This is a genomic window from Pseudorhodobacter sp. W20_MBD10_FR17 (assembly GCF_052119765.1).
GTDB lineage: Bacteria > Pseudomonadota > Alphaproteobacteria > Rhodobacterales > Rhodobacteraceae > Pseudorhodobacter.
This window is the reverse complement of the sequence record NZ_JBGQOQ010000029.1, coordinates 1-21,903: the sequence shown is the minus strand read 5'-3', so window position 1 is coordinate 21,903 and position 21,903 is coordinate 1. Positions and strand designations below refer to the sequence as shown.

The 21,903-nt window shown below is 55.5% G+C and carries 26 protein-coding genes and 2 pseudogenes; 7 read left to right on the top strand and 21 right to left on the bottom strand.

Annotated elements, in window-relative coordinates:
* Positions 1-106: 106 nt before the first annotated feature.
* The 19 genes from ACEN2J_RS16470 to ACEN2J_RS16380 form a co-directional block, all read right to left on the bottom strand.
* A complete protein-coding gene (locus ACEN2J_RS16470; protein WP_442107197.1) occupies positions 107-1,048 on the bottom strand; it encodes a DUF2971 domain-containing protein in 942 nt (313 codons plus the stop codon).
* 289 nt (positions 1,049-1,337) lie between these two features.
* Positions 1,338-2,339, bottom strand: coding sequence for an ATPase, T2SS/T4P/T4SS family (locus ACEN2J_RS16465; protein ID WP_442107196.1), 1,002 nt, complete (start codon positions 2,337-2,339; stop codon positions 1,338-1,340).
* Positions 2,339-3,721 (bottom strand): TrbI/VirB10 family protein, encoded by a 1,383-nt coding sequence (locus ACEN2J_RS16460; RefSeq protein WP_442107195.1) that lies wholly within the window; start codon positions 3,719-3,721, stop codon positions 2,339-2,341. Before ACEN2J_RS16460 ends, ACEN2J_RS16465 begins: the two co-directional genes overlap by 1 nt.
* Before the next feature lie 3 nt (positions 3,722-3,724).
* Positions 3,725-4,450 (bottom strand): TrbG/VirB9 family P-type conjugative transfer protein, encoded by a 726-nt coding sequence (locus ACEN2J_RS16455; protein ID WP_442107194.1) that lies wholly within the window; start codon positions 4,448-4,450, stop codon positions 3,725-3,727.
* Between the two features lie 2 nt (positions 4,451-4,452).
* Positions 4,453-5,109 carry a virB8 family protein gene (locus tag ACEN2J_RS16450; protein ID WP_442107193.1) on the bottom strand — a complete coding sequence of 219 codons (657 nt, stop codon included), beginning with the start codon at positions 5,107-5,109 and terminating at the stop codon, positions 4,453-4,455.
* A 40-nt stretch (positions 5,110-5,149) separates the two neighbouring features.
* Entirely contained in the window at positions 5,150-6,163 is a 1,014-nt protein-coding gene (locus tag ACEN2J_RS16445) for a type IV secretion system protein (protein WP_442107192.1), read from the bottom strand.
* A complete protein-coding gene (locus ACEN2J_RS16440) occupies positions 6,164-6,604 on the bottom strand; it encodes a hypothetical protein (RefSeq protein ID WP_442107191.1) in 441 nt (146 codons plus the stop codon). It lies immediately after the preceding gene.
* Complete coding sequence (locus tag ACEN2J_RS16435; protein WP_442107190.1) at positions 6,601-7,296, bottom strand: type IV secretion system protein; 696 nt, start codon at positions 7,294-7,296, stop codon at positions 6,601-6,603. The genes ACEN2J_RS16440 and ACEN2J_RS16435 overlap by 4 nt, the downstream gene beginning before the upstream one ends.
* 89 nt (positions 7,297-7,385) lie before the next feature.
* Positions 7,386-8,489: a transglycosylase SLT domain-containing protein gene (locus ACEN2J_RS16430; RefSeq protein ID WP_442107189.1), complete on the bottom strand. Its 1,104-nt coding sequence runs from the start codon at positions 8,487-8,489 to the stop codon at positions 7,386-7,388.
* Positions 8,486-8,695 carry a hypothetical protein gene (locus ACEN2J_RS16425; protein ID WP_442107188.1) on the bottom strand — a complete coding sequence of 70 codons (210 nt, stop codon included), beginning with the start codon at positions 8,693-8,695 and terminating at the stop codon, positions 8,486-8,488. The genes ACEN2J_RS16430 and ACEN2J_RS16425 overlap by 4 nt, the downstream gene beginning before the upstream one ends.
* The gene (locus ACEN2J_RS16420; RefSeq protein WP_442107187.1) at positions 8,692-11,064 is read right to left on the bottom strand and encodes a type IV secretion system protein B4; all 2,373 of its coding nucleotides are present in this window, start codon (positions 11,062-11,064) and stop codon (positions 8,692-8,694) included. The genes ACEN2J_RS16425 and ACEN2J_RS16420 overlap by 4 nt, the downstream gene beginning before the upstream one ends.
* Complete coding sequence (locus ACEN2J_RS16415) at positions 11,054-11,332, bottom strand: type IV secretion system protein VirB3 (RefSeq protein WP_442107186.1); 279 nt, start codon at positions 11,330-11,332, stop codon at positions 11,054-11,056. Before ACEN2J_RS16415 ends, ACEN2J_RS16420 begins: the two co-directional genes overlap by 11 nt.
* A 4-nt stretch (positions 11,333-11,336) precedes the next feature.
* Positions 11,337-11,618: a TrbC/VirB2 family protein gene (locus ACEN2J_RS16410; RefSeq protein ID WP_442107185.1), complete on the bottom strand. Its 282-nt coding sequence runs from the start codon at positions 11,616-11,618 to the stop codon at positions 11,337-11,339.
* Between the two features lie 24 nt (positions 11,619-11,642).
* Positions 11,643-12,347, bottom strand: coding sequence for a lytic transglycosylase domain-containing protein (locus ACEN2J_RS16405; protein WP_442107184.1), 705 nt, complete (start codon positions 12,345-12,347; stop codon positions 11,643-11,645).
* Entirely contained in the window at positions 12,334-12,618 is a 285-nt protein-coding gene (locus ACEN2J_RS16400; RefSeq protein WP_442107183.1) for a hypothetical protein, read from the bottom strand. Before ACEN2J_RS16400 ends, ACEN2J_RS16405 begins: the two co-directional genes overlap by 14 nt.
* Positions 12,619-12,693: 75 nt before the next feature.
* Complete coding sequence (locus ACEN2J_RS16395) at positions 12,694-13,014, bottom strand: hypothetical protein (protein ID WP_442107182.1); 321 nt, start codon at positions 13,012-13,014, stop codon at positions 12,694-12,696.
* A gap of 309 nt (positions 13,015-13,323) precedes the next feature.
* Entirely contained in the window at positions 13,324-14,511 is a 1,188-nt protein-coding gene (locus ACEN2J_RS16390; protein ID WP_442107181.1) for a Fic family protein, read from the bottom strand.
* 120 nt (positions 14,512-14,631) lie between these two features.
* A complete protein-coding gene (locus ACEN2J_RS16385; protein ID WP_442107180.1) occupies positions 14,632-14,931 on the bottom strand; it encodes a CcdB family protein in 300 nt (99 codons plus the stop codon).
* Complete coding sequence (locus tag ACEN2J_RS16380) at positions 14,931-15,161, bottom strand: type II toxin-antitoxin system CcdA family antitoxin (protein ID WP_442107179.1); 231 nt, start codon at positions 15,159-15,161, stop codon at positions 14,931-14,933. Before ACEN2J_RS16380 ends, ACEN2J_RS16385 begins: the two co-directional genes overlap by 1 nt.
* Positions 15,162-15,297: 136 nt before the next feature.
* Here ACEN2J_RS16380 and ACEN2J_RS16375 point away from each other — a divergent pair, with 136 nt between their 5' ends.
* Complete coding sequence (locus ACEN2J_RS16375) at positions 15,298-16,008, top strand: IS6 family transposase (RefSeq protein ID WP_442107178.1); 711 nt, start codon at positions 15,298-15,300, stop codon at positions 16,006-16,008.
* A gap of 266 nt (positions 16,009-16,274) precedes the next feature.
* Positions 16,275-16,652: pseudogene (locus ACEN2J_RS16370) on the top strand (transposase); the annotation flags it as partial.
* Between the two features lie 184 nt (positions 16,653-16,836).
* Here ACEN2J_RS16370 and ACEN2J_RS16365 read toward each other — a convergent pair.
* Entirely contained in the window at positions 16,837-17,499 is a 663-nt protein-coding gene (locus tag ACEN2J_RS16365) for a GntR family transcriptional regulator (RefSeq protein ID WP_442107177.1), read from the bottom strand.
* 165 nt (positions 17,500-17,664) lie between these two features.
* Here ACEN2J_RS16365 and ACEN2J_RS16360 point away from each other — a divergent pair, with 165 nt between their 5' ends.
* From ACEN2J_RS16360 to ACEN2J_RS16345, 4 genes are all read left to right on the top strand, one after another.
* On the top strand, positions 17,665-17,958 hold the full coding sequence (locus ACEN2J_RS16360; protein ID WP_442107176.1) for a ribbon-helix-helix domain-containing protein: 294 nt from the start codon (positions 17,665-17,667) through the stop codon (positions 17,956-17,958).
* Positions 17,959-18,067: 109 nt separating this feature from the next.
* A complete protein-coding gene (locus ACEN2J_RS16355; protein ID WP_442107175.1) occupies positions 18,068-18,463 on the top strand; it encodes a VOC family protein in 396 nt (131 codons plus the stop codon).
* A gap of 20 nt (positions 18,464-18,483) precedes the next feature.
* Positions 18,484-19,008: a Twin-arginine translocation pathway signal gene (locus ACEN2J_RS16350; protein WP_442107174.1), complete on the top strand. Its 525-nt coding sequence runs from the start codon at positions 18,484-18,486 to the stop codon at positions 19,006-19,008.
* Between the two features lie 12 nt (positions 19,009-19,020).
* A complete protein-coding gene (locus ACEN2J_RS16345) occupies positions 19,021-20,592 on the top strand; it encodes a GMC family oxidoreductase (RefSeq protein WP_442107173.1) in 1,572 nt (523 codons plus the stop codon).
* A 2-nt stretch (positions 20,593-20,594) separates the two neighbouring features.
* Here ACEN2J_RS16345 and ACEN2J_RS16340 read toward each other — a convergent pair whose 3' ends face one another.
* Positions 20,595-20,795, bottom strand: coding sequence for a hypothetical protein (locus ACEN2J_RS16340; protein WP_442107172.1), 201 nt, complete (start codon positions 20,793-20,795; stop codon positions 20,595-20,597).
* A gap of 33 nt (positions 20,796-20,828) precedes the next feature.
* Here ACEN2J_RS16340 and ACEN2J_RS16335 point away from each other — a divergent pair.
* Positions 20,829-21,827 (top strand): annotated as a pseudogene (locus ACEN2J_RS16335) (IS1182 family transposase); the annotation flags it as partial.
* Positions 21,828-21,903 lie beyond the last annotated feature (76 nt).

The following is a 21,903-nucleotide window of genomic DNA, read 5'->3' as shown; positions in this document are numbered from 1 at the left end:
GTGTCGGCAGAAATAGATGGCCTATGTTCTGTCCGAATTCGTTTGCCTTAAAAGATGTTTAGCATCCACAGGTTTTTTTATAGCAAGTCTTCTATGAAATCTGTTGTCATTCGTTATCTAGGTCCTCGAAGGCTTCAAAAATCGAGAGCGATCGCCGGGGCAGTGAGGCTCCGAGTTCATCGGTGTCGAGCGCGTACTTCCGGAGGTGGAAAGTGCCCGACACTTCGCGCATCTCGAAAAATCGCACGGGGCGTCCCCGGTTTGCCAGAGCCTGAACGATCGTAAACTTGACGGTGGATTTGCAGCGAATGCCGAAGACGACTTCTTCGAGTTCCAGCGGTGAATCCTGTGCGCCGCGTCTACCGATCAGACGCCATTCCCGCTCATAACGCCAACTCGCGGCCTTGCGAAGCAGGACGGCTTCGTCAACGCGGCCTCGCGCTGCGCTGTCGTTCTCCATCACTGCCACATCGCTGGCCAGTACCTTGCGACTGCCCCCATAGCAGATTTTATGAAGGTCGGCTTCCGCCCCGGCCGGCACGGAGTAGCCGGCACAAATCCCGTTGTGCTGATCGGCATAATGGCTCCACATCAACGGACATGTGGCGCGGATGCCGAACGACACGATGCCACGGTCGTAGCGGCGAAGCAGTTCCTCTTCGAGATACTGCCGCAGAAGCGATTGCAGGGGATCGTCGATCTCGTAGCTGGGATCGGTGGCGTGGTAGCGGATTTCGTCAAGCAGCCGAGCGGCATCCTTCTGGCTATGCCGCGCTATGTGATCGATGGTTCTGGGGCCACGATATCTGAGGGACTTTGCTGCCGCCTGCAATTCGGCAACTACACGCTGCTCGCGGAGACGGCTAAGAACCTGCTCAAGCCGATCATTTGGGAGGTTCGCATCAAGGGTTGGGCGGCAGTCGAGCGGGTCGTTGAAGTCACCGGGGTCTGAATAGTACAGTTCATCGGCGACCAGCATGTCGAGCAATCGATGGCTGAAACCCCGATATTTATAGAGCAGTCGGGGTAATTTGTTCGGCTCAGCCATGATCGCCCTCCGTCCCTCAATATTTTGATTTCCATGTTGAAGGCGACGTCCCCGCTTCGTATGCGATAGACAGCAAGATTGCTACGCCAGCTCTGCGAGAGGATACTTGATATCGTAGCGTGTCAAGTTGCAGTAGAAATATACGTCCTTGAGCGACGCGAAAACAGCTGCCGCTAGTTGCGTATCATGCCCGACGCAGCCGTCGGACGAAGGAGGAAACCGCCCCAATTCGGCCATGCGGCGAAGAAGCAGCGACCGGCAGCATCCGCCCCTTGTTGGTATATTTATCTCAGGGCCTTTCTATACTTTCCAAATCATCCGCTGGAAAATACAGCTCGGTCACGCCGCGCTTTCCGTCGGCTCGACCGAGTTGAACGATCACGTCGATGGACCGGGCGATGTAGTCTTTGACTTCGGCAAAAGTCAGTGGTGTTTCTGCCTGCAAAACCATGATGGCCAACCGGTCGATGGCAAGGCGTGCAGTTTCGGCATGAAGGGTCGAGATGGAGCCGCCATGCCCGGTATTTATGGCTTCCAGATAGGTAATCGCTTCGCGGCCGCGCAACTCGCCGACGATAATCCGATCAGGGCGCATACGCAGTGTTGAGGCCAAGAGCGCATCAGTTGTTCTTGGCGAATCCTTATCGCGTTCAGAGAGCAAGCTCACCGAGTTTGGTTGGGGGGGAAACAGCTCAAATGCGTCTTCAATTGTAATCATCCGTTCCGCAGGGTCGACATAGCCCAATAGGTGGCGCGCGAAGGTGGTCTTGCCCGTAGATGTTCCACCACTGATCAAGATGTTGAGGCGCAACTCGATGAGACGCTTCAGAGCGCCATTTAGATCTTTCTGGGCGATTGCCTGAACCAGTTTCATTTTCTCGCGGCGGCGATCATCCAAAGATACCGCCGTGCCGAACAGATAGGAGGCGGCATAGTCTGGAATGCTTTGCGTAGCAAAAAGTCGGATCGACACGGATGCCCCAGTTTCAACGGCAGGCGGGATGGCCACTTGTACCCGCAAAGGTCGTCCACGATACTCGATTTTCCCGGAGACCAAAGGCCGCGTTTTTGATACCTTGGCCTTTGCATCGCCGACCAGCGATTGCGCGAGATCAATGGCTTGTCTGGCGCTGATGGTTTGACCTTCAACCAAAACCATGTGGCTATCGCCCGTCCTCTCAATCCAAACACGACCATCAGGGTTTATGACCAGTTCAGAAACCGAAAGGTCTTGCAGCCATTTGGCGAAGGGTTGCAAATAGGCGTCAACATAGCTTGTGTGACTGTCCATCAGTAGACCACGATATCACGGTCCACCAAAACCGTCACGTTTGCACCCTGATCGACATATATTGTCGGTTTCAGGGCCAATTGGTCGGCGATCACTGTTGATGTCGCATCTTGAAGGTTCGAGCCGATGCTTGCCAAAGTATCAGACGCAATCTCGTCATTCACCTGGGCAGATGCGACAGAGGGCGCGGCCCCGATCATGGAAATCAGTGCTGCCCCGCCAAACCGTGCGCCAAACTTCGTGTCCACAAAGCCGGTTAGGCCAGACCGTCCCAAATTGTCGCCCCCGACTGAAGATATATTCATTGAGACCCCGTCTGGTGTGAGAATGCGGCTCCAAACGATCAAGATACGTTTTTGGCCCGCGTCTATTCCCGCACTGTAAGACCCAAAAAGCCGTGATCCTCGCGGGACGAGAATACTGTCGCCAGAGAAGGCTGGCACAGGTTCAGATACTACGGCGATGACATTGCCCGGCAGGTCGCTGTTGATCGCGACTTGCAGGGCCGCTTGGATAACCGATCCTTGCGCAAGGGTTCGGTCGGGGTTTTCCATTTGCTGCCCTTCTTGAATGACCAGGACGGGAGCGTCTTTCAAAAAGGCTTCATCAGACGAAAGCGCGCGGCCGTCATTGCTCACGGCATTTTCACTTACGCCAGCGCCACCGGATCCAGCAGATTGGCTATTCGCAAAGATCAAAGCGGGTGATTTGACTTGTGCGGTCAGTAATTCCAGCGCGTCGCGTTCCGCTTGTTCCGCCATTTTCACTTCAAGATCAGCGTCCTCGCGGCTCGCCAAGGAGGCCTCCAACGCAGCCGCGCGAGATTTTTCGGCATCGAGGAGGGCTTCCAGCGACATGATCCGAGTATCGCCCAATGACTTTAAGCCTTTGAGCTCATTCTCAGCCTTTAAGGCTTGGTCTTTGAGCGTCTGAACCTGATCATCAAATGCGCCGCGCAACTCACCGACTGCAGAGGCAATTGCCTTGTCACGGTTCAAAGAGCTTTCCGCCAAAGCGCGGCGCAACTCGGCCAGCTCTTTGGCCAAAGCGTCGTTGGGTGCCGTTGCAATGGGCGGGGTAGGGGGTGCTTGCAGCTGATCGCTAATCCTGATCAGAGCATCCTCAACTTGCTGATCCGCAGCCGGTGCGTCAAATGATAGTCGCCCGCCAGTGCCGCCACCTTGCTGAAACTCTTGCGCATCTGAGGTTCCGAGCCGCGCATCGGGGTTTTCCTGCAGTTTTACTGCTACAAAGTAAGCGCCAACGGAAAGTGCCGCCACAATCACCGCACCTGCTGCCGGAAGACCAATTCTGGGTTTCGGCTTTGCTTTGGGTTCAACGTCCATCGCAGCCAAACGTTCTTCCAAGCTTTGATTTGCCATAATCTAAGCCCCCGCGCTTAAAACGCGCGCGTCTCGCGTGATGCAAAGCGTGCGGTCTCCAATCCGCAGCGTCCAAAAGCCGTTAACCCCTAAAACCCGCACCACCCCGCCTTGCTGTGTCCAGTTTACCGTGCGCTCACGGCCTGTTTCGTCAGCCTTGAATATGGCCGGTTGTTCAACGCCTTCCGCGAATTGAAAGTAGGTATAGCGCCCGTCATCGTAGACGGTTGAAGGTTGGAACTTCGCCTCTCCAGCGATTTTGTAGGCATAATTCTTTGGCGGCTCATAGCTCTTGGCGAGGAGGGTTGGCCTGGCCTTTTTCTCTTCTGGGTAGCGAAAGCGAACTTCAAAGAACTGCCCGTTGGCGCCGCGGATATGACCTTCGCGCAACAAGAACGAATATGTGCGCTTGTTGGTGATCACCGTCATATTAGTGGCTGCTTTCGCGATATGTGGCTTGATTGAGACGACATTGCCCAAATCAGAGATAGGGGTAATGTCAAAACTCTCGGTATCACCTGCAATTACCGCCTCAAAGCGCTCACCGCGACCAAAGTGAATGGTCGTTGCAAAGCGCAAATTTGTCTCGATGACAAAGACCTGATCGGGATCATAGGCCGCGTTTCTAATCCGGCTGTCACGATGGCCCGCTTTTGGGACGCCTTCGGCGAGAGCTTGGCCGGTTAGAACGAGCAGCAGAAGAAGCGATAGGGCGGTAGGCTTTATCATGGTCACTTCTCCAGCGTTTCTGCGTCAACGCGGTATGTGGTCACGACAAAGCCCAAAGGGTTGCCCCAAACCTCTTGCAAAAGTTTTTTGGTTTCCGGTCGAAACTCAAAGCCCACGGTGGCCACGTAGCCGCGTGTCACAGAGCGAATATCGCGCGGCACACGGAGGGTTTTGGCAAAGCGTACCTGCGCCACGCCTTCTTTGAGTTGGTTGACGGATTTGATCACCACATCAACCTTGGCCTCCGGGCCATAGGCTTTGATTGGGTAGTTTTCGTTTGTGGAATCCCACAGTCGGCGCAATGTTACCGCAGCGTCCCCGTCCGAGCGGCCGAGCACTGCATTTATGCGTAGCTCACTATCTGTTAGATCATAGGTTTCTCGTTGATCCACATAGGTTACGAGATTGGCTTGGATGATCGCATCATTCTCAGCCAGTGAGAGGTCTTGCACCGCCGCCACTCGGTCAAGCTGGCCACTGGTTTTGTCGACGACCACAACATGGGTTTCAACGGTCTTTAAGGGAAGGATCGATACCGCGCCAAGTAAGGAGATCACCCCGACACTCAAACCAATGCCAGCCAAGACATAAGCGATGCGTTCGCGCCGACGCGGGCCTTCAATGAGATCACGTTCAAAATCGTCTATGGGTTGTGCCAAAGAGAGTCCTCCTATGGGCGCCTCACTGGGAGCCAGAATTTCACTTGCCGCGAAGGGCGTTTGTTGCTGCCAAAAGCTTTGCAGGCGTTGCCCGGACCGGAGCGGCGGCAAATCGGCCCACCGCTTCCAGCCCACTATTGGCGGTTTGAGTTGCAGCGCGGGGCGATAGGCCGGTTGTGCCGCGAAGAGCACCGGCACCCGTTCCAGCAAGCCCTGACTTGGCAAGACCGGTCATGCCCGCCGCATTGGAGGCAATTCCGATTGCACCGCTGAGACCCATCGCAATGCTTGGCACGGCCATCATGATGCCCGCCGCCAAAATGAGAACCACGATGAAGGGAAAGATCAGGCTAAGCGTGTCGACATTGCTTGGATCGGGTGAGGATCCGGCAATCTGCCCCGCGACAGCGATGACAATGCCCGCCGCCCCGGCGGCTGCCACTGGCATGAAAGCGTAGCCGATGATGGATCGCGACCACGCATCAAAGAGGCCTTGGGTGGGTTTGAACAAGGAGCAGATGATTGCAATGGGCGCAAAGACCACCATGAGTGTCAGGATAATTTTGGAATAGGCGATGATCCCGGCGGCTATGGCCGCAAAAATTGCGGCGACAATCCAAACAACCACGCCGAGGACCGCACCGAAAACCCAGCCAGCATTGTCGCCTATGGTGTCGCCGTAAGCGGTGACTTGGGCAACCATGCCGTCCAGCGCATCGTAAAGCCCACCTGTGGTGCTGACGCCGGTCAAGCTGACGATTGCGGCTCCGGCGCTGTCAGGAACATCGGTGATGATCTGATAGATCACCTCGAAGCTTGCCCAAGATTGCGCAAATATCCCCACGAGAATGATGCGCAGGCCAAAGGCGAAAAAGCTGCCCATGGTCATGGGACGAATTTGCATAACGATATTGATGCCCAAAAGCACGACCAATAGAATTGAACCCGCCGTAATGACACCGCCTACCGACGCCGCAATCTGGCCAAAGCCAGACTGAGCAACCCCCGCCACAGCGGTATCCACAACGTCCAAGATGTCTGCAATAACACCCATCTAGCCGCCACAGGATGTCTTAAGGGTGGCTGCCAGCGCATCAGCGCGCAGCCGCAGTTTGACATTGTCAAAGCGGATTTCAGCGCCATCGTTGCGCTCATAACCTGGGGCGGCGTCAACCACCTCGTCCCAATTCACCAAGCCGTAAGGGCAGGCGCAGGATTTTATGGCAATGGTTTTTTCCAGCGCCATAATGCGCGCAATCTGCGCATAGGCATTCTGGAGAGGCACGATGCCCAGATCGGCGGGGGCTTTGGGCTCGACGCAATTAGCCACATTGTCAGGGGTAACTGCCATCGTCTCAAACCCGCGCTCTTTCGTTTCGGCTTCACCGTGCAAGGACCTGGCCTCTTTGTCATTGAAGGCAAAGACACCAACTGCCGTGAGGAGAAGCGCGCCACCAACAGCCACGGCGAAGCCAATACGCTTGCGGGTGTTCATTCTTCGACCCCCATTTTGCGGAATTTGCGTTCTTCGGCCAATGTGGCCGCGTCCACCACGCCAAGCTGACCTGCACTCACTCCAGCCGCCGCTTCCAAGCGCCAGACTTGCGTCATGATGATGCCGAGTTCGGCGGTGACCCGCGTGTTAAGGTCCACGGCCGCCCGCAACCCGTCTTGGTTGTCGATCTCGCCTACCATGGTTTGAATGCGGTCAAGACTTTGCCCGGCCTCTTTGTGAGACTCTTCAGCGGCAACCGACAACATGGCGCTGGCACCTGCTTGTGTCGCGAGGTTTTTGTCCGCAGGCTCCGCTGAGGACGACAATGACGCCATGCGTTCGGGCGAAAACCCGGCCCCGCCCAAGACGCCCTTCACCCGGCTCGCGGCCGCCGCACTTTCCCTGAACGCACCCGTGAAGTTGCCAGATTTGATTTGTTCCAATGTGGCAATTGGCTCTTCGATGATGCCTTTGAGCCGCTTGAAATCTTCAACACTCGCCAGCAGCTGTCCAAGCCCATTGGCATCGATCAAGGATTTCAGCTGCGCATCCAAGTTGGTCAATTGACTGATCTGGGTTTCGAGTTGGGTCTTGAGCGTGAGGACTTGTTCCACCTGTATGTTGAAGTCTTTGGCCATTTGTTCAAGCTGCGCCAAAAGTTGGCCCAAGGAGGTGCCATCAATGGTTGGCACACCTTGCGCCTGGGCAGGTGCATTGAAGGGCGCGGGTAGGGCGCAGGACAAGGCAAGAACAGCGACCGTAGTCTGAAAAAACCGCTTCATTATTCTGGAACTCCCATTTTTTTGAAATCATGCTCTGCCAAGCGGTCAGCGACCAAATGCTGGGCAAACGCCGCTTCCCTGACTTGGTTGGCGGCCATAAGGCGCGCGCGCATCGTCAAAATCCGGGCAATCTCCGCGCGGGCGTAAGTATTGAGCTCGAACGCGGCTTTGACATTGGGTTGTGCGTCTATTTGAGTGATGATGCTGCGCAACCGTTCAATCACTTGCTGCGTGGTCGCAAAGCTGGACGCGCCGTAATAGGTTGCTGCATCCGATGTGTTGGAATATTCTGCCAAGGTCGCATCGCTCGGCGAGAGGGTCCCCAAAGCGTCCACCCCGCCGACACGGGCCAAGTATTCATTGTAAAATTTGGTTATGTTGCGCACATAGCCTTGGGTCTCTTTATAGGGCGGCACACCGCCGTATTTCAGGACGGCCCCCGGCCCTGCGTTATAGGCCGCGAGGGCGTGGGGGATGTTGCCGAACTTGCGCAATTGGATGGTGATGTACTTAGCACCACCGCGCAGATTTTGCAGAGGGATTGTTCTGTCCACCCCCATATCGCCAGCCGTTCCCGGCATAAGCTGGGTCAGACCGTAAGCTCCAACAGGGCTACTGATCGACACATTGAAGCGGCTTTCTTGCTTGATCAATGCTTGAAACAAGCACCGAAACTGCGTTGGCGTGAGGCCCGCCGCCGATGCCGCCCCGGCATATTCACCGGCGACTTGCGCAATCATGCGCTCTACGGTTTCGCGTGCGTCGCCAAAGAGCCTGCTATCAACCGGGCCTGAGGCCACGGTTGGATAGACCGTCTTGGCCCCGAGGGGGCCGCCACTCTCCATCGCTGCCGCAGTGAAGCCCGGGCCTGACATGGCCCCGGTCATCTTTTCCAAAGTCACAAGCTGTTCTGCTTCAATCTCAGCCATAGTTTTGCGGGTTGCATCCTTGTCTCTTTGAACGCCGAAATCCTTGGCCTGTTCGGCCAGTTTTGCGATCTGCTTCGCAAGACCTGCGCCATCAATCACCGGCACTCCTTGAGCCACGCCCAAAGAGGCGGTGAGCATCAACCATGCAGCAGATGCGAACAAGTGCGCTTTCATGCGCTGATGCCGATTGCGCGAAACGTACAATCTTTTGAAGTGTTCAGTGGTTCCGCGACGGTAATCAGGGGTAGGTCAGAGATGAAGGCAGCATTGGTCGCTATTGGCTTGCCGCTGCGGCCAAAGCAGGGCGAGGTCTTCTCGGTATAGTGCGCGCAACCCGACATTGCCCCAAGTACCAGTACAGCCATAAGAATACGGGTCATTTCTTCCAGAACCTTTCTTTTGTGCGCCAGTCCTCACCGGCGAATTTTTCTCCCGTGGCCCCACCGCCCAAAATGGGCAGGAGGGGCCCAAGGGCGCTCAAATCTGCGTTGATAAATACGCTTTCGCCGCCGGACCGAATAAGTGCTGCGCGATAGCCAAACACCGGCTGCACCAGCAGTTCGGCCTCTTTTGGATTAAGGCGCAAAAACCGATAATCCTCAGCTTCCGCTTTTGGGTTTGGAAACAAGATTTGTGTGGAGACGGTTTCCACGATGGTCTTGCCAACATGCGACTTTTCCAACTGCGAGGGCAGTTGCGTCATCATGATCACGACGCAGTTAAGCTTGCGCAGCGTGACCAACCAGTTTTCCAACCGTGCCCCGAAATAGGCATCATTCAGGAGCTTCCAAGCCTCATCCAGCACGATGATTGTCGGCTTGCGGTCCTCGATCACGCGCTCAATCTGGCGGAAAATGTAGGACAGAACCGCCGTGCGCTCGGTTTCCATGTCCAAGAGCTCGGTCATATCAAACCCAACGATGTCGCCTTTGACGCTCATGTCGCGCGTGACATCATCTGTCCCAAAGACCCAACCGAAGCGCCCGCCGGGCGTCCACTCCGCGATGCGGCCCTCAAGCTCATCACCATCATCTAACGATCGAAACAGTTGTTCAAACCCTGCGAAGTGTTGCAGCGCGGGGTTGGCCTCAGCATTTTGACGAATGGCCAATTGCAAGTGGCGGGCTTGTTCGCCGTTCAGTGGCCCTTGGCGGGACATCAAGGTTGAAAGCCAATCTGACAACCACGCTTGGCCCCGTGCATCTGTCTCGGTGCCCAGTGGGTTAAGACCCGTCGGCACACCCGCGCGGATTTGGTTATACGAACCGCCAAGAGCGCGTACCGCCATTTCCAAGCCTTGGTCTTTGTCGAAGAAAAAGAGACGCGCCCCGACGCGGCGCGCTTGGGCGGCCAAAAACGCTGTGGTAAAAGTCTTGCCCGATCCCATCGTACCCAAAACAATGGCGTGGCCTGCTGTTGGTTCCTTTTTGGGATCCCCTGCCTCATGAAAGTTGAAGCGGTAGGCGGCTGACCCGACTGTTGGGAAAGTTGTGATATTTTCAGCCCAAGGGCTTTGGCTAGGCACGCGGCCCTCATTGGTGCCGTGCAAGGCGGCGAAATCTGCAAAGTTCAGGGTAGAGATGGGCGCATGGCGCGGGCGATAGGAGAAGTTGCCGGGGTGCTGCGCAAAATAGGTGGCTTTCAGCGCCATATTTTCGCGGATGAGGACAATAGAGGCCTCTTGCGCAATGCGCTTTACTTGGGCGACGCCTTTTTCAAGCTGATCTTTGGTGTTTGCGTAGATTGCAATGGAAAGGTGATGCTCGCCAAAAGCAATCCGGCCAGATTCCATGTCATCTGCCGCGATTGCGAGCTGGTCGCGCAAAGACACCGCTGCATCATCAGCCGCGCGCATCTGCCGGATTGTGCGTTGGATTTGTTCCAGCATGATGTTGTTCGGTGTCGGCGAGAAGCTGTTTGTCACCACCACATCAATGGGCAGATCGAGCGCATCAAGCATGGATACGTCCGTGACGGCGGGATAGGTTTTGACCGCAAACAGCGCACCAAACCGTGCCGTGCCCGTGATTTCGTCGCGAATGATGACGCTGTCACGATCAAAGATGGCACGGCAACTGCTGGCTTGGGTGGCAAGTGTGGTGAAGGTCGCGCTCTCAGAAATCTGGGCGAAACTGCCAGAGTTTAGAGCCGCGAGAAACCCTAGCCATTCGCCGTTCTGCCGCGCGAGCCGCACAGGTCGTGCCGGGGCTAATGCCTCCTCAAAGAAATTCATCACTTCATTCAATTGGCCAATGCGGTCTTGACGGTCTTTTAGATAGCTGCGCTGTGCGAATTTACGCAAAAAGGGCAGGCGCGCCGTAAGGTTTGGGCGTTTGATGACGGTCAGATAGAGGCGCAGCTTCTTTGGCTCCAACCCCTTGATATGTCTCTGCCAAAGCCTGTCGATTTCTGCTGCAAAGCCATTCCCATCAATGGGCATGAGATCGAAGCTTTGCGGCACAGAAGTGCGGTGAACATAAAACCCAAAGCTGCTGCCCATCAGGGCAATGATTGCCGCCACCGCGCGCTTGAGCGCATCAAGATCCGCATCCGGCGTGGTCATCGGGTTTACACCGTCAAAGCGAAGGGTCGCCAGCAGGTCCCCTTGTTTCAACATCATCACCTGATCATCAACATAGGTGAGATAGGGCATGTGCTGTGACAAGAGACTCTCGCGCAAGAATGCCTCTGCCCCCATGGTGATCAGGGCCGGAGCGACACGGCCAATGGGTGTTCCATCAAGGGCCAAAGCTGTCGCCTCCCCAATAGGCGGCGTTTTTCGTGCCACGGACCTTGCCGTAGGACACGCGCAGAACCTCAAAGAACTTTGGTTCTTTGTCTGCGATGAGCCACATCACTCCGTAGGCAGGCGGGCCCAAGACAAGAAGGGTCAGTGATTTTGTCCAGATAAACGGCAGAACGATCCCCATGCTCAAAACCGCCAGATACCCGACGGGGAGGCCAAGATATTTGGGCGGCCGCGTGAGGCCGAGGAAAAGAGGGGACCGCTCTGCCATAGCTTTACGCGAACCCCGAGACGATGGTGCCCGCCGAAAAAATCAGCACGATGCCAATGATTACCGAGGCAAACCAACCCCAATTCAAGCGGCCCATCATGCACATAAAGCCAGTCCCAATCACCGCGAGCGTCGCCACGGAAATGCCGATTGGACCGGTGAGGGCGGCTTCAACGCTTTCCAACATGTTTTGAATGGGCGAGAGGTCTTGTGCTGCGGCAGGTGCCGCCAAGGCAGTAACCGCCAACATCATGGCTGTGAGCCGGATGATATGTTTTCGCTGCATTCCGTTGTTTCCTTTGTAGGGGGGTTAATTGTGAGCAATGACAGCGCCAGACTTTGCCGGCGTCGCATTATGCTTTGGAGCCGCATGGCCAAGCACCAACCCGCCCGTCAGGCTGTTGATGCGGGCCACATAGTTTTTGGTCTCGGTAAAGGGCGGGATCCCGCCATATTGTTTCACGCGGTGAGGTCCAGCGTTATAGGCAGCCAAGGCGTGGGGGATGGATCCGAACTCGGCGAGCTGCGTGAGCAGATATCGCGCGGCACCGTCAAGATTTTGGTCTCTGTCTTTCGGATCGACACCCAAGGCGCGCGCGGTGCCGGGCATCAATTGCCCCAACCCTATGGCGCCTTTTGGGCTGAGAGCATTCGGGTTGAATGCACTCTCGGCTTGGATCAAAGACCGAAACAACACGTGCCACGCGTCGCCAGAAAGCCCCACGGATTTTAAGGCGCGATTGCGGGCATGGCGGCTTGCGGTATTGGCAATCGCCTGCATCACACCCGGGCGTCCGGCGCCTGGCGAGGCCATTGGCTTTGCAGCCACGTTTGAGGCGGGTTCAGCGCCCGAGGCTTGACGGTGAAAATTCCAGCCCGCTGTCTTGATCTTCCCGTCTTTGGCGAACATCATAACATCCGCAGCAGCTGGCTGTGCCCAAATGCCAAAGGTCGTCGCAACAGCAATCGCGGCAGAGAAGGTGAATTTGGTCATAGAGCGATCAGGCCGCAGCATGGCTGAGATCCAACGTAAGAATGGACCCGCCGCCAAACCTCAGATGATGACGGATGACCCCCGGCCATACGGCCATGATTTTTGGTTGTGATGGCAGCCCCGGCACCGTGCTGTGCAATTCCATTGCCACGCCGTCGATAGTGTAGATGCAACGAAAAGCGGGTTTGCCGCCCTTCGTGCCACTCGGCACATATCGTACAGAAAAACTATGATCGCTCGCGACCATAGATTTGACTTGGGCAATGGTTATGGAAGCAGGGGTGTGCGGCATTATTGACGGCTCCTTTGAGCGATCAATAAATGACTAATTCACACAATAAAAGTCTAAATCATATGTAAAGGTGTTTTATTTGTCTGGCACGGCAATTTTTGTGACGTGGCCGACCACGGACGGAATGCCAATCTCAGCCAAGCCTGCACGAAACCCTATCGAGAAGAGGCCGTTCACACGGCGAATAACCTTGGGTTTGTTATCGCTGCGCGTGGCAAGCACATAGGTTAAACCTTGTGTATCCATAATATAGACCAGCCAACCGCCCGACCAGATCTGCCCATTTTGGAAAGGTTCGGTGATGCACTTGACCAAAAGGGTTGAATTCGGCGTCAGGCGCGCGTCCAAATCCGTTTCCCAGATCGGAATGGCCCCTATTTCATTCAGAGTAACCAAAGTGACGCTCCCTGCAGTCTAAGTTCACGCCTAGGCATAATCTGGGAAGCGCAAAATAAAAAGTCTTTTTTCATGATTGGGCGTAAGTCTTGGTATAATAAGTTCTTTCTGGGTCGTTGGGGCAGCGCCTACATGGAGGGGTTGGGTCGCAGTACATGGCTCAGCTTTAACTATTATAATCTCCGGAACTGAAAGTGATGTCATATGCGATGGAAAGTCTGAAGTAATTTGGTCATCGCAGCACGTGCAGTCTCAGCCTGGTTAGGGGCGTAGTAGGGACAGAATGCGGCTAGTCTGAAATAGGCATGATTAAAGCGGCGCGGTACCCTCGCTTAGAATGTCCAAATAGCTCTTATAGCTAAAGACGCGGTTGCGGCGTTTGCCCGTGATTTCGGTCACAATACCAAGCCGCTCAAGGTCGGCGAGAGCAGCGTTTACGGTTGGTGCTGAAAGGCCGATCTGTTCAACCAATACATTTGATGTCACAAAAGGGTTCGACTGTAGCCAGTCATGGACCCGCAAAGAAGACCCTGCACGATCACTGTCTGCTGTGATACGGTCTCTATCAGCCTTGAACAGCTCAACAATCTGGGTCGCCGCGTCGAAAGCTTGGTTGGCCGTCTCGGCCACACCTTCCAAGAAAAAGGCAAGCCAACCTTCCCAGCCACCGGTTTCACGCACGGATTGTAGGAGCGCATAATACACCGACCGGTGCGATTTCAAGAAAAGACTGAGGTACAAAAGGGGGGCCTGCAGCGATCCCTTTGTGCAAAGATAAAGCGTGATCAACAGACGGCCGATACGGCCATTGCCATCCAGAAACGGGTGGATGGTTTCAAACTGGACGTGCAGCAACCCTGCCTTGATCAGGGGTGGCAACCCGGACGTTTCTTCGTGAATAAACGCCTCAAGGTCAGATAGGCACGGGTCAATTTCGTTTGGCGGGGCGGGAACGAACATGGCATTGCCGGGCCGAGTGCCACCGATCCAGTTCTGGCTGCGCCGGAACTCACCTGGGTTCTTGTCGCCGCCACGGTTACCGTCCATCAAACGTGCATGCATTTCACGTATTAGGCGCAGGGAAAGCGGGAGCTCGTCCAGCCGGCCCAGACCATACATCATCGCGTCGACGTAGTTTGAAACTTCTCGGACATCGTCGAATGGCTGGCCTGCCTCCGCGGCCGCCTCAAACCGCAAGAGGTCGGTCAGGGTAGATTGTGTGCCTTCGATTTGCGAGGACAGAACGGCTTCTTTGCGCACATACATGTAAAGGAAGAGGTCATGTCGCGGCAGCAGCATGGTGATCCCGTCCAGCCGGCCCAAGGCCCGTTCGGCAGCGCTGAGTTTTGTCAGCAGTGGCAGGACGTTGATGGGTGGGCTAGGTGGAAGCGCAGGTGGCACGAACGCGCGGACGATCTCACCACCAACTGCGGTTTCAACATAACGCCCGAGACGGGTATTTGGGATTGCGTTGACCATGGAGGGGTTGTCGCACATCAGCTTTATTTAAGCAAGGCGGGTATTTTTTTAACAGTGTCGCGCATAGTTTAAGCCATCCTAAATAGCGTATAATAAAGGTTATGTAATGTTGTGGTATTAATGGCAGTCTGTCTCCGGTCAGAACCCTTGCGTTAGCATATCGATGGCGACTGTGATTTCTGAAAACTGCGCGCTGAGGTTTGCCTCCGGCGTCTTCAAAATGGATAGTGGTACCGCCGATATGAACTGCGTGACCATAACATATGGCTTTCCCGCAAGTTCAAACTGCGGATTCAGCCGCTTGGCAGGCTTGGGGGCACTGCCCTGGGACATCAGCGGCACAACGACCCGGGTGTTCAGATCGGCCAAAAGATCGGATTGAACGTCCAAGAGAAAGCCTCGACCGTCTGGGTTGCGGAAGACATCATATCTTGCCATCAGAACTGCCGGAAACGTTCAAGCGGAAGGCCGTGGTCTTCGACATATCTGTTTGAGCTTTCTAGAGCAGAGGCATTTTCAGCGCGCCAGTGTTCGGTACGCACTTGAGCCACAGCGCGCCGAACGCCTTCCTCCGCTGCGCGCGACAGGTTCACCTTCAAAGACTTCGCCTCGGACAACAACGCACCGTCGAGCGACAGGTTGGTAGACTTTCTGGGTTGAGTTTGCATGCTCGGCCTCCTTACTTCGACCAGATTACGCCCATAACGGATGCGCGTCAATCATGCGCATCAAATATGCCGCTGTAATGGGTTGCCATGGCATTGCCAAGTTGTTTGCGCGGCATGACTTTGCTAAAAGCTGAGGATGAAGCTACCCACCTCTCTGCCGCGCCTGAAAGGCTTCCGTTTCCCCCGCGAGATTGTTGCTTATGCGGTCTGGGCGTATCACAGGTTTGCTCTGAGCACGGCGGATGTCGAGGATCTGCTTGCCGAACGACGCGTGATAGTAAGCCGTGAAACGATCCGTCTTTGGGTCAACCGTTTTGGAGCCCATTTTGCCGCCTGCATCCGGCGGGATCGTCCCCGCCCAAATGACAAATGGCATCTGGACGAGGTTGTGATCCCGATAAATGGGGTGAAGCACTGGCTCTGGCGGGCGGTTGATGCCAACGGCGATACGCTTGATATTCTCGTGCAGACGCGTCGGAATGCCAAAGCTGCCAAGCGCTTCATGGCAAGGCTGATCGCGCAATTCGGCCAACCAAGGGTGGTCGTTACAGACAAACTGCGCAGCTACATCAAGCCGATTGCCCATCAAGCGCCGGAGGCTGACCACCGGGCCCACAAGGGCCTCAACAACAGGATTGAGGGCAGTCATAGGCCAACGCGACGAAGAGAAAAGATCATGGGCCGGTTTAAGTCACCCAGACAGGCACAACGTTTCTTAGCCGCACATGAACAGATCAACACCATCTTCCGCCCTCGACGCTACAAACTGACCGCTATCTCCTATCGCCACGCCCGGGCAGATGCTTTCTGTCTCTGGACAGATTATGCCGCTCAGATGGCTGCTTGATATATGCAGCCAAGACCTTTCAAACCTATTGCAAAACAACTTGGCAATGCCCCGCGGTGAGACACAAATGGGTCGTTGGAAGACCGTTATTGGACCAAAGCTGAAGGCGCGGAAGTTCGAAAATCAGAAAACCGAAGCCAGGATTGGCGTCCGTGTTTTGAACCGGATGACCGGACTCGGCAGCCCCTGTTTTGAACGCACCACCTGAAATCCGTCTCCGGTAGCGCGCGTTCCGGCCCGCAACTGTCTCGTGTAACACGGCTCCCGATGAACAGATCGGCAGAGTGATCGGTGATGGCGCCTTCGACACCCTCCGTTGTCACACCGCGATCCTTGATCGCGGCGGCACAGCAGTCATCCCCATTCGTAAGAATGGCCGTCGCTGGAAAGAGGATTGCCCCTCCGCCCAAGCCCGCAACGACATACTCAGGGCGACCCAACGCCTGGGCAGTGCCATTTGGAAACGCTGGTCCGGCTATCACGTCCGAAGTCGTATCGAGGCCAGGATGCGATGTCTCAAAGCATTCGGTGAGAGGATCGCGTCACGAGACCCCGACCGCCAAGCTGCTGAAGTCCATATCCGTGTGGCACTCATGAACCGCTTCAATGTACTCGGCACCGCCGAGATTGAACGCGTTGCCTGACCCAAAAGGGGAAAGGGGAAGTCGCGTCTTAAAGCCGACTTATGCAACAACGCCCATGGCGGTACGGATTTGGTCAGTAGGTATTAGGGCCGTGAGTAACGCTCGACACATTGGGCGGGAAGCAGACGTTCCCACTTTCATCTGCTAAATCTGAGTCCCTGACGTTTTCTCGATCGCTGCCTCTCTATTTTTGTAAAACGACGAATGAACCAATAATGGCACGGTAAGCATGTTCGATATGATTTTCCATGATCTGTGCGGCCTCTTCGGTTTGGCCCGCAAATAGCTTTTCGACAATCTCATTATGCTCTGCCCAAACAGGCATCACATCAGTGATATCACGCAGAACTTCGGCCATGGAGCGGCGAATGTGATGCCAATTGGTTCTCATCGATGTCTCTACGACCTGATTGCCGCTCCAACTGTAGATCATCTCGTGAAACAGGGCGTCGGCGCGCAACAATTCTGACAGCTTGCCACCCTCTATCGCCAGTCGTCCCGCCTTTAACACGCGGTTGGCCTGTCGAAGGTGACGGTCATTCAGAGATCGCCCTGCAAGCCGGACTGCAAAGGGCTCGATGACCCTGCGATATTCATAGATCCCTCTGAACAGGTTTGGATCAAACTTGGTCACAATCACACTGCGTCGGCCTGTATCTTCAACAAGCCCGTTTGCGCGCAGGATCGAGATGGCGCTGTTGACTGGCTGACGCGAGACATTGAGCCGCGCCGCGATTTCATCTTGATGGAGCCGTTCGCCCGATGCCAACTCACCCGTACAGATGGCATCCACAAGAATATTATAGGTCTCTTCAACCAGAGATCGCTTTGGTTTTACTGCGTCCATCTAAACAGTCCTTGTCGACCTTTCGTGTCCATAAATTTAATCCTCGTCACCGCCATCTAGACTCCTTTTCGTATTTCGTATACGAGTTTCATCTTACGGAGCAGGAACTTTTGAAGAATAATTCGGTCAAAATCTAGCAAGAACCACGCCAAAGGGGGGGATTCAATGTGCCAAGTATTTTCCGGTCAAGACCCACATCTCTATGCAAGCACGACCCGCAGGCTGCGCCTTAATGGGCAAAGTACCAGCATCCGGCTTGAAAACTATTTTTGGCAAGTGCTTGATATTATTTCATTAAATTCAGACACAACAACACCTGCCTTTATTTCGAAGCTGCATACAGAAGTGCTGGAACTGCGTGGCGAGCCCGAGAATTTTACCTCGTTGCTGCGCTGTGCCTGCCTGAAATTCATGGAAATCCCCCCAGTTCAGCGATCAGTGGGCATAGCGGCGGAATAGCCACTTCAAGCTAGTCACGAAAGAATTTTCGAGGGTAGTAGGTCCATACTACCTGCCCCGCGGGCCGCCACCCTAGCTTTTTCGAACTAAGCGGAAGGGAGCTGAGGCTTTGGCAAAAAACATACATTCAATGATACGCGTGCGCGACGAAGAACGCTCGATTGCTTTTTATAAAAAGGCATTTGGGCTTTCGGTAGCGGACCGTCTGGATTTTACAACATTCACGCTTGTCTACCTAAGCAACGCCGAAAGCGCGTTCGAGCTTGAGTTGACGATCAACAAGGACCGCACCGCTCCTTATGAGCTTGGCGATGGATACGGGCATCTGGCCGTTTCGGTCGATGATCTTGATGCAGAGCACGCGCGTTTCGAGGCCGAGGGGCTGGCACCTCGAAACCTAGTCGAATTCAAACCAGACGGTGAACTTATCGCGCGTTTCTTTTTCGTGGCCGATCCGGACGGCTACCAGATTGAGGTACTTGGACGCTCCGGGCGTTTCAAATGATGACCAAGGGAGGAAAGACAATGATCGATACTGCAATCCCCAAGGGGCTGACACGGCGTCAGCTCTTGTCGCGCGCAACAGCGGCAGGCGCCTCGTTTGTCGTCGGAGCAGGGTTCCTAGCAGCGCCTGATGCGGCTTGGGCAACCGAGACCACGGCACTGGCACCCGCAACCTTCGCAACGCTTGTGCAGATGGCGCGCGACATCTACCCGCACGACAAGGTTGGCGACGAATACTATGTTACAGCCGTCAAAGGCTATGACACCGCCGAAGCTGCCGATGATATCGAAGCTGGCATTGCGGCATTGAACTCGGCGGCGCAAGGCAAGGGCTTTGCAAATTACTTGGCCGCCGGATGGGAAGACGACCGCGTGGCGATTCTGCGCGGGATGGAAAAAAGTGCCTTTTTCCAGAAGATTCGCGGCGGTCTGGTCACCGGACTTTATAACCAAAAAGCGATCTGGCCGATATTTGGTTATGAGGGCGAAAGCTTCTCGGAGGGCGGTTACATCGATCGCGGCTTTAACGACATCAACTGGATCTGAGGAGGAACGGTCATGGTAGCGAAATACGATCTGACGGACGCCTCGGTCGTTGTCATCATTGGCACCGGCGCAGGCGGCGGCACGCTTGCCAACGAGTTGGCACAAAAAGGCATCAAAGTAGTCTCACTCGAGGCAGGTGGGCGCTATTTGCCCGAAGATTATATCAATGATGAATGGGAAAGCTTCGGCCAGCTTGCTTGGCTGGACAAGCGCACCACCAGCGGCGACTGGCGCGTCGCGCATGATTTTTCGGGCTTGCCCGCGTGGATCGTCAAGGCAGTCGGCGGCACCACGACACATTGGGCCGGAGCTTCCCTGCGGTTCCAGGATCACGAGTGGAAACCGCTGACCAATTACGGTCGGGTCGATGGAGCCAATCTGATCGATTGGCCGATCGATGGGGCCGAAATGGCGCCTTGGTATGATCTGGCCGAGGAAAAGATGGGGGTGACTCGTACTGGAAACCGCCCCGGCTTGCCAGGCAACAACAACTATAAGGTGCTTGAAAAAGGCGCAACAGCGGTGGGTTATACCATGGTCCACACCGGGCGCATGGCGATCCAGTCGGATGATTCCGGCAATCGGACGTCGTGCCAACAGACCGGTTTCTGTTTTCAAGGCTGCAAATGGGGCGCGAAATGGTCAACCGCCTATACTGAAATTCCGGACGGCGAAGCGACAGGCAATCTGGAAGTGCGTGAGCGCTGCCACGTCGCAAAGATCAATCATGATTCCGATGGCAAAGTGACCAGCGTAACCTACTTTGATGCAGAAGGCGTGTCACAGACCCAAGCGGCGCGCATCGTCTGCGTGGCGGGCAATTCCATTGAAAGTCCGCGGCTCTTGCTCAATTCTGCCTCTGAGATGTTCCCAGATGGTCTCGCCAATTCCTCGGGTCAGGTCGGCCGCAACTACATGCGACACGTCACTGGATCGGTCTACGGTGTGTTCGACAAGCCAGTGAAGATGTGGCGTGGCACGACGATGGCGGGCATTGTTCAGGATGAAGCCCATCTTGACCCGTCGCGAGGTTTTGTCGGCGGTTACGAGTTGGAAACGCTGTCCTTGGGTCTGCCCTTCATGGCAGCTTTCCTTGACCCCGGCAAATGGGGTCGGGAATTCACGACTGCGCTAGACAGCTATGAAAACATGGCCGGCATGTGGATCGTGGGCGAGGATATGCCGCAGGAAACCAACCGCGTCACGGTCAACAAGGATCAGCCCGACCAGTTTGGCCTGCCTTCGCCAAACGTCAACTTCTCGGACCATCCTAATGATGTGGCGATGCGAAACCATGCCTATCAGCGCGGCCAGGACATCTATAAGGCCGTGGGTGCAACGCGCGTATTCCCGACACCGCCCTATCCGTCGACCCACAACCTTGGTACCAACCGGATGTCAGAAAACCCGCGGGATGGCGTTGTCAATAAATGGGGTCAGACCCATGATATTACGAACCTTTTTATCTCGGACGGGTCGCAATTTGCCAGCGGTGCTGCTGAAAATCCGACACTGACGATTGTTGCTCTAGCGATCCGTCAGGCAGATCACATCGCAGCAGAGATGGCCAACGGCAGTCTCTAACGTCAGTCGGCGCTGCCATCCCGCAGCGCCGACCCATACCAAAATAGATCCTGCCACGCCACAGTGACAGTCATGCGCAGGATTTCAGCGTCACGGAAATTCAACTCAGCCGATTGGATGTCCACTGACCCGATCAAGTCTTTTGCGGCGTCTGCAGGAGCAAATGTCTGCAATGGGCCGAGGCTGTGTGAAAACCCCAACATGTGGTATGCTTCCTGCGATACAGGAGTGCATTTATGTCGAGGTTCATTGAAGGCGTTGATCGCGATCAGGTGACGCTGTTTCTGGAGCGTCTTGAGGATTGGATCGGCGAGGATCATCTGGTTCGGGTGGTGGACCTGTTTGTCGATCAGCTTGATCTGGCGGAGCTTGGCTTTGCGCGCGCGGCGCATGCGCGGACCGGGCGGCCGGGCTACCATCCGTCCGTTCTGCTGAAGCTGTTCATCTATGGTTATCTGAACCGGGTCCCATCCAGCCGCAGGTTGGAGCGCGAGGCTGGGCGCAATGTCGAGGTGATGTGGTTGCTCGGGCGGCTGGTGCCGGATCACAAGACCATCGCGGATTTCCGGCGTGATACCGGCGCTGCCATCCGCAAGACCTGCGCACAATTCGTGGAACTGTGCCGCTGGATCGGCACGCTGAAGGGCGACTGCGTGGCCATTGATGGAAGCAAGTTCAAGGCGGTGAATAACCGCGACAAGAACTTCACCAAGGGCAAGATCGCCAGTCGCCTTGCGCATCTGGAAGCCGATGTCGAACGTTACATCAACGAGTTGGTGCGCATCGACCGGCAGGAAGAAGGAGAAGCGCGGGCCAGGAAGGTCGCGCATCTGGCGGAGCGATATGGGCGATTGACGAAGGAAATCGAGAAGCTAAAGGCGATGGACAAGGCCTTGGCCGATGCGCCCGATGGCCAGATTTCCCTGACCGACCCGGATGCGCGTGCCATGGCCACCAGCGCACGCAACAGCGGACTCGTGGGCTATAATGCGCAATGTGCTGTGGACACCGAGACCCATATCATCGTCACCCATGACGTCAGCAACAAGGGGTTTGACCGTGGTCAACTCAGCCCGATGGCCATGGCGGCCAAGGAGGCGCTTGGACGCGATGAGTTGCATGCTCTGGCCGACAAGGGGTATTTCAGTGGTGTCGAGATTGTCGCCTGCGACAGGGCTGGCATCACGGTCACCATGCCGCGCCCCGAAACCTCCGGCAATCGCATCAAGGGCATTGTCGCATTTTCTTCACCATTTCAGCACATGATTATTACGTGATTTCTGGAAGATACCGCGATATCGTAGATCATTT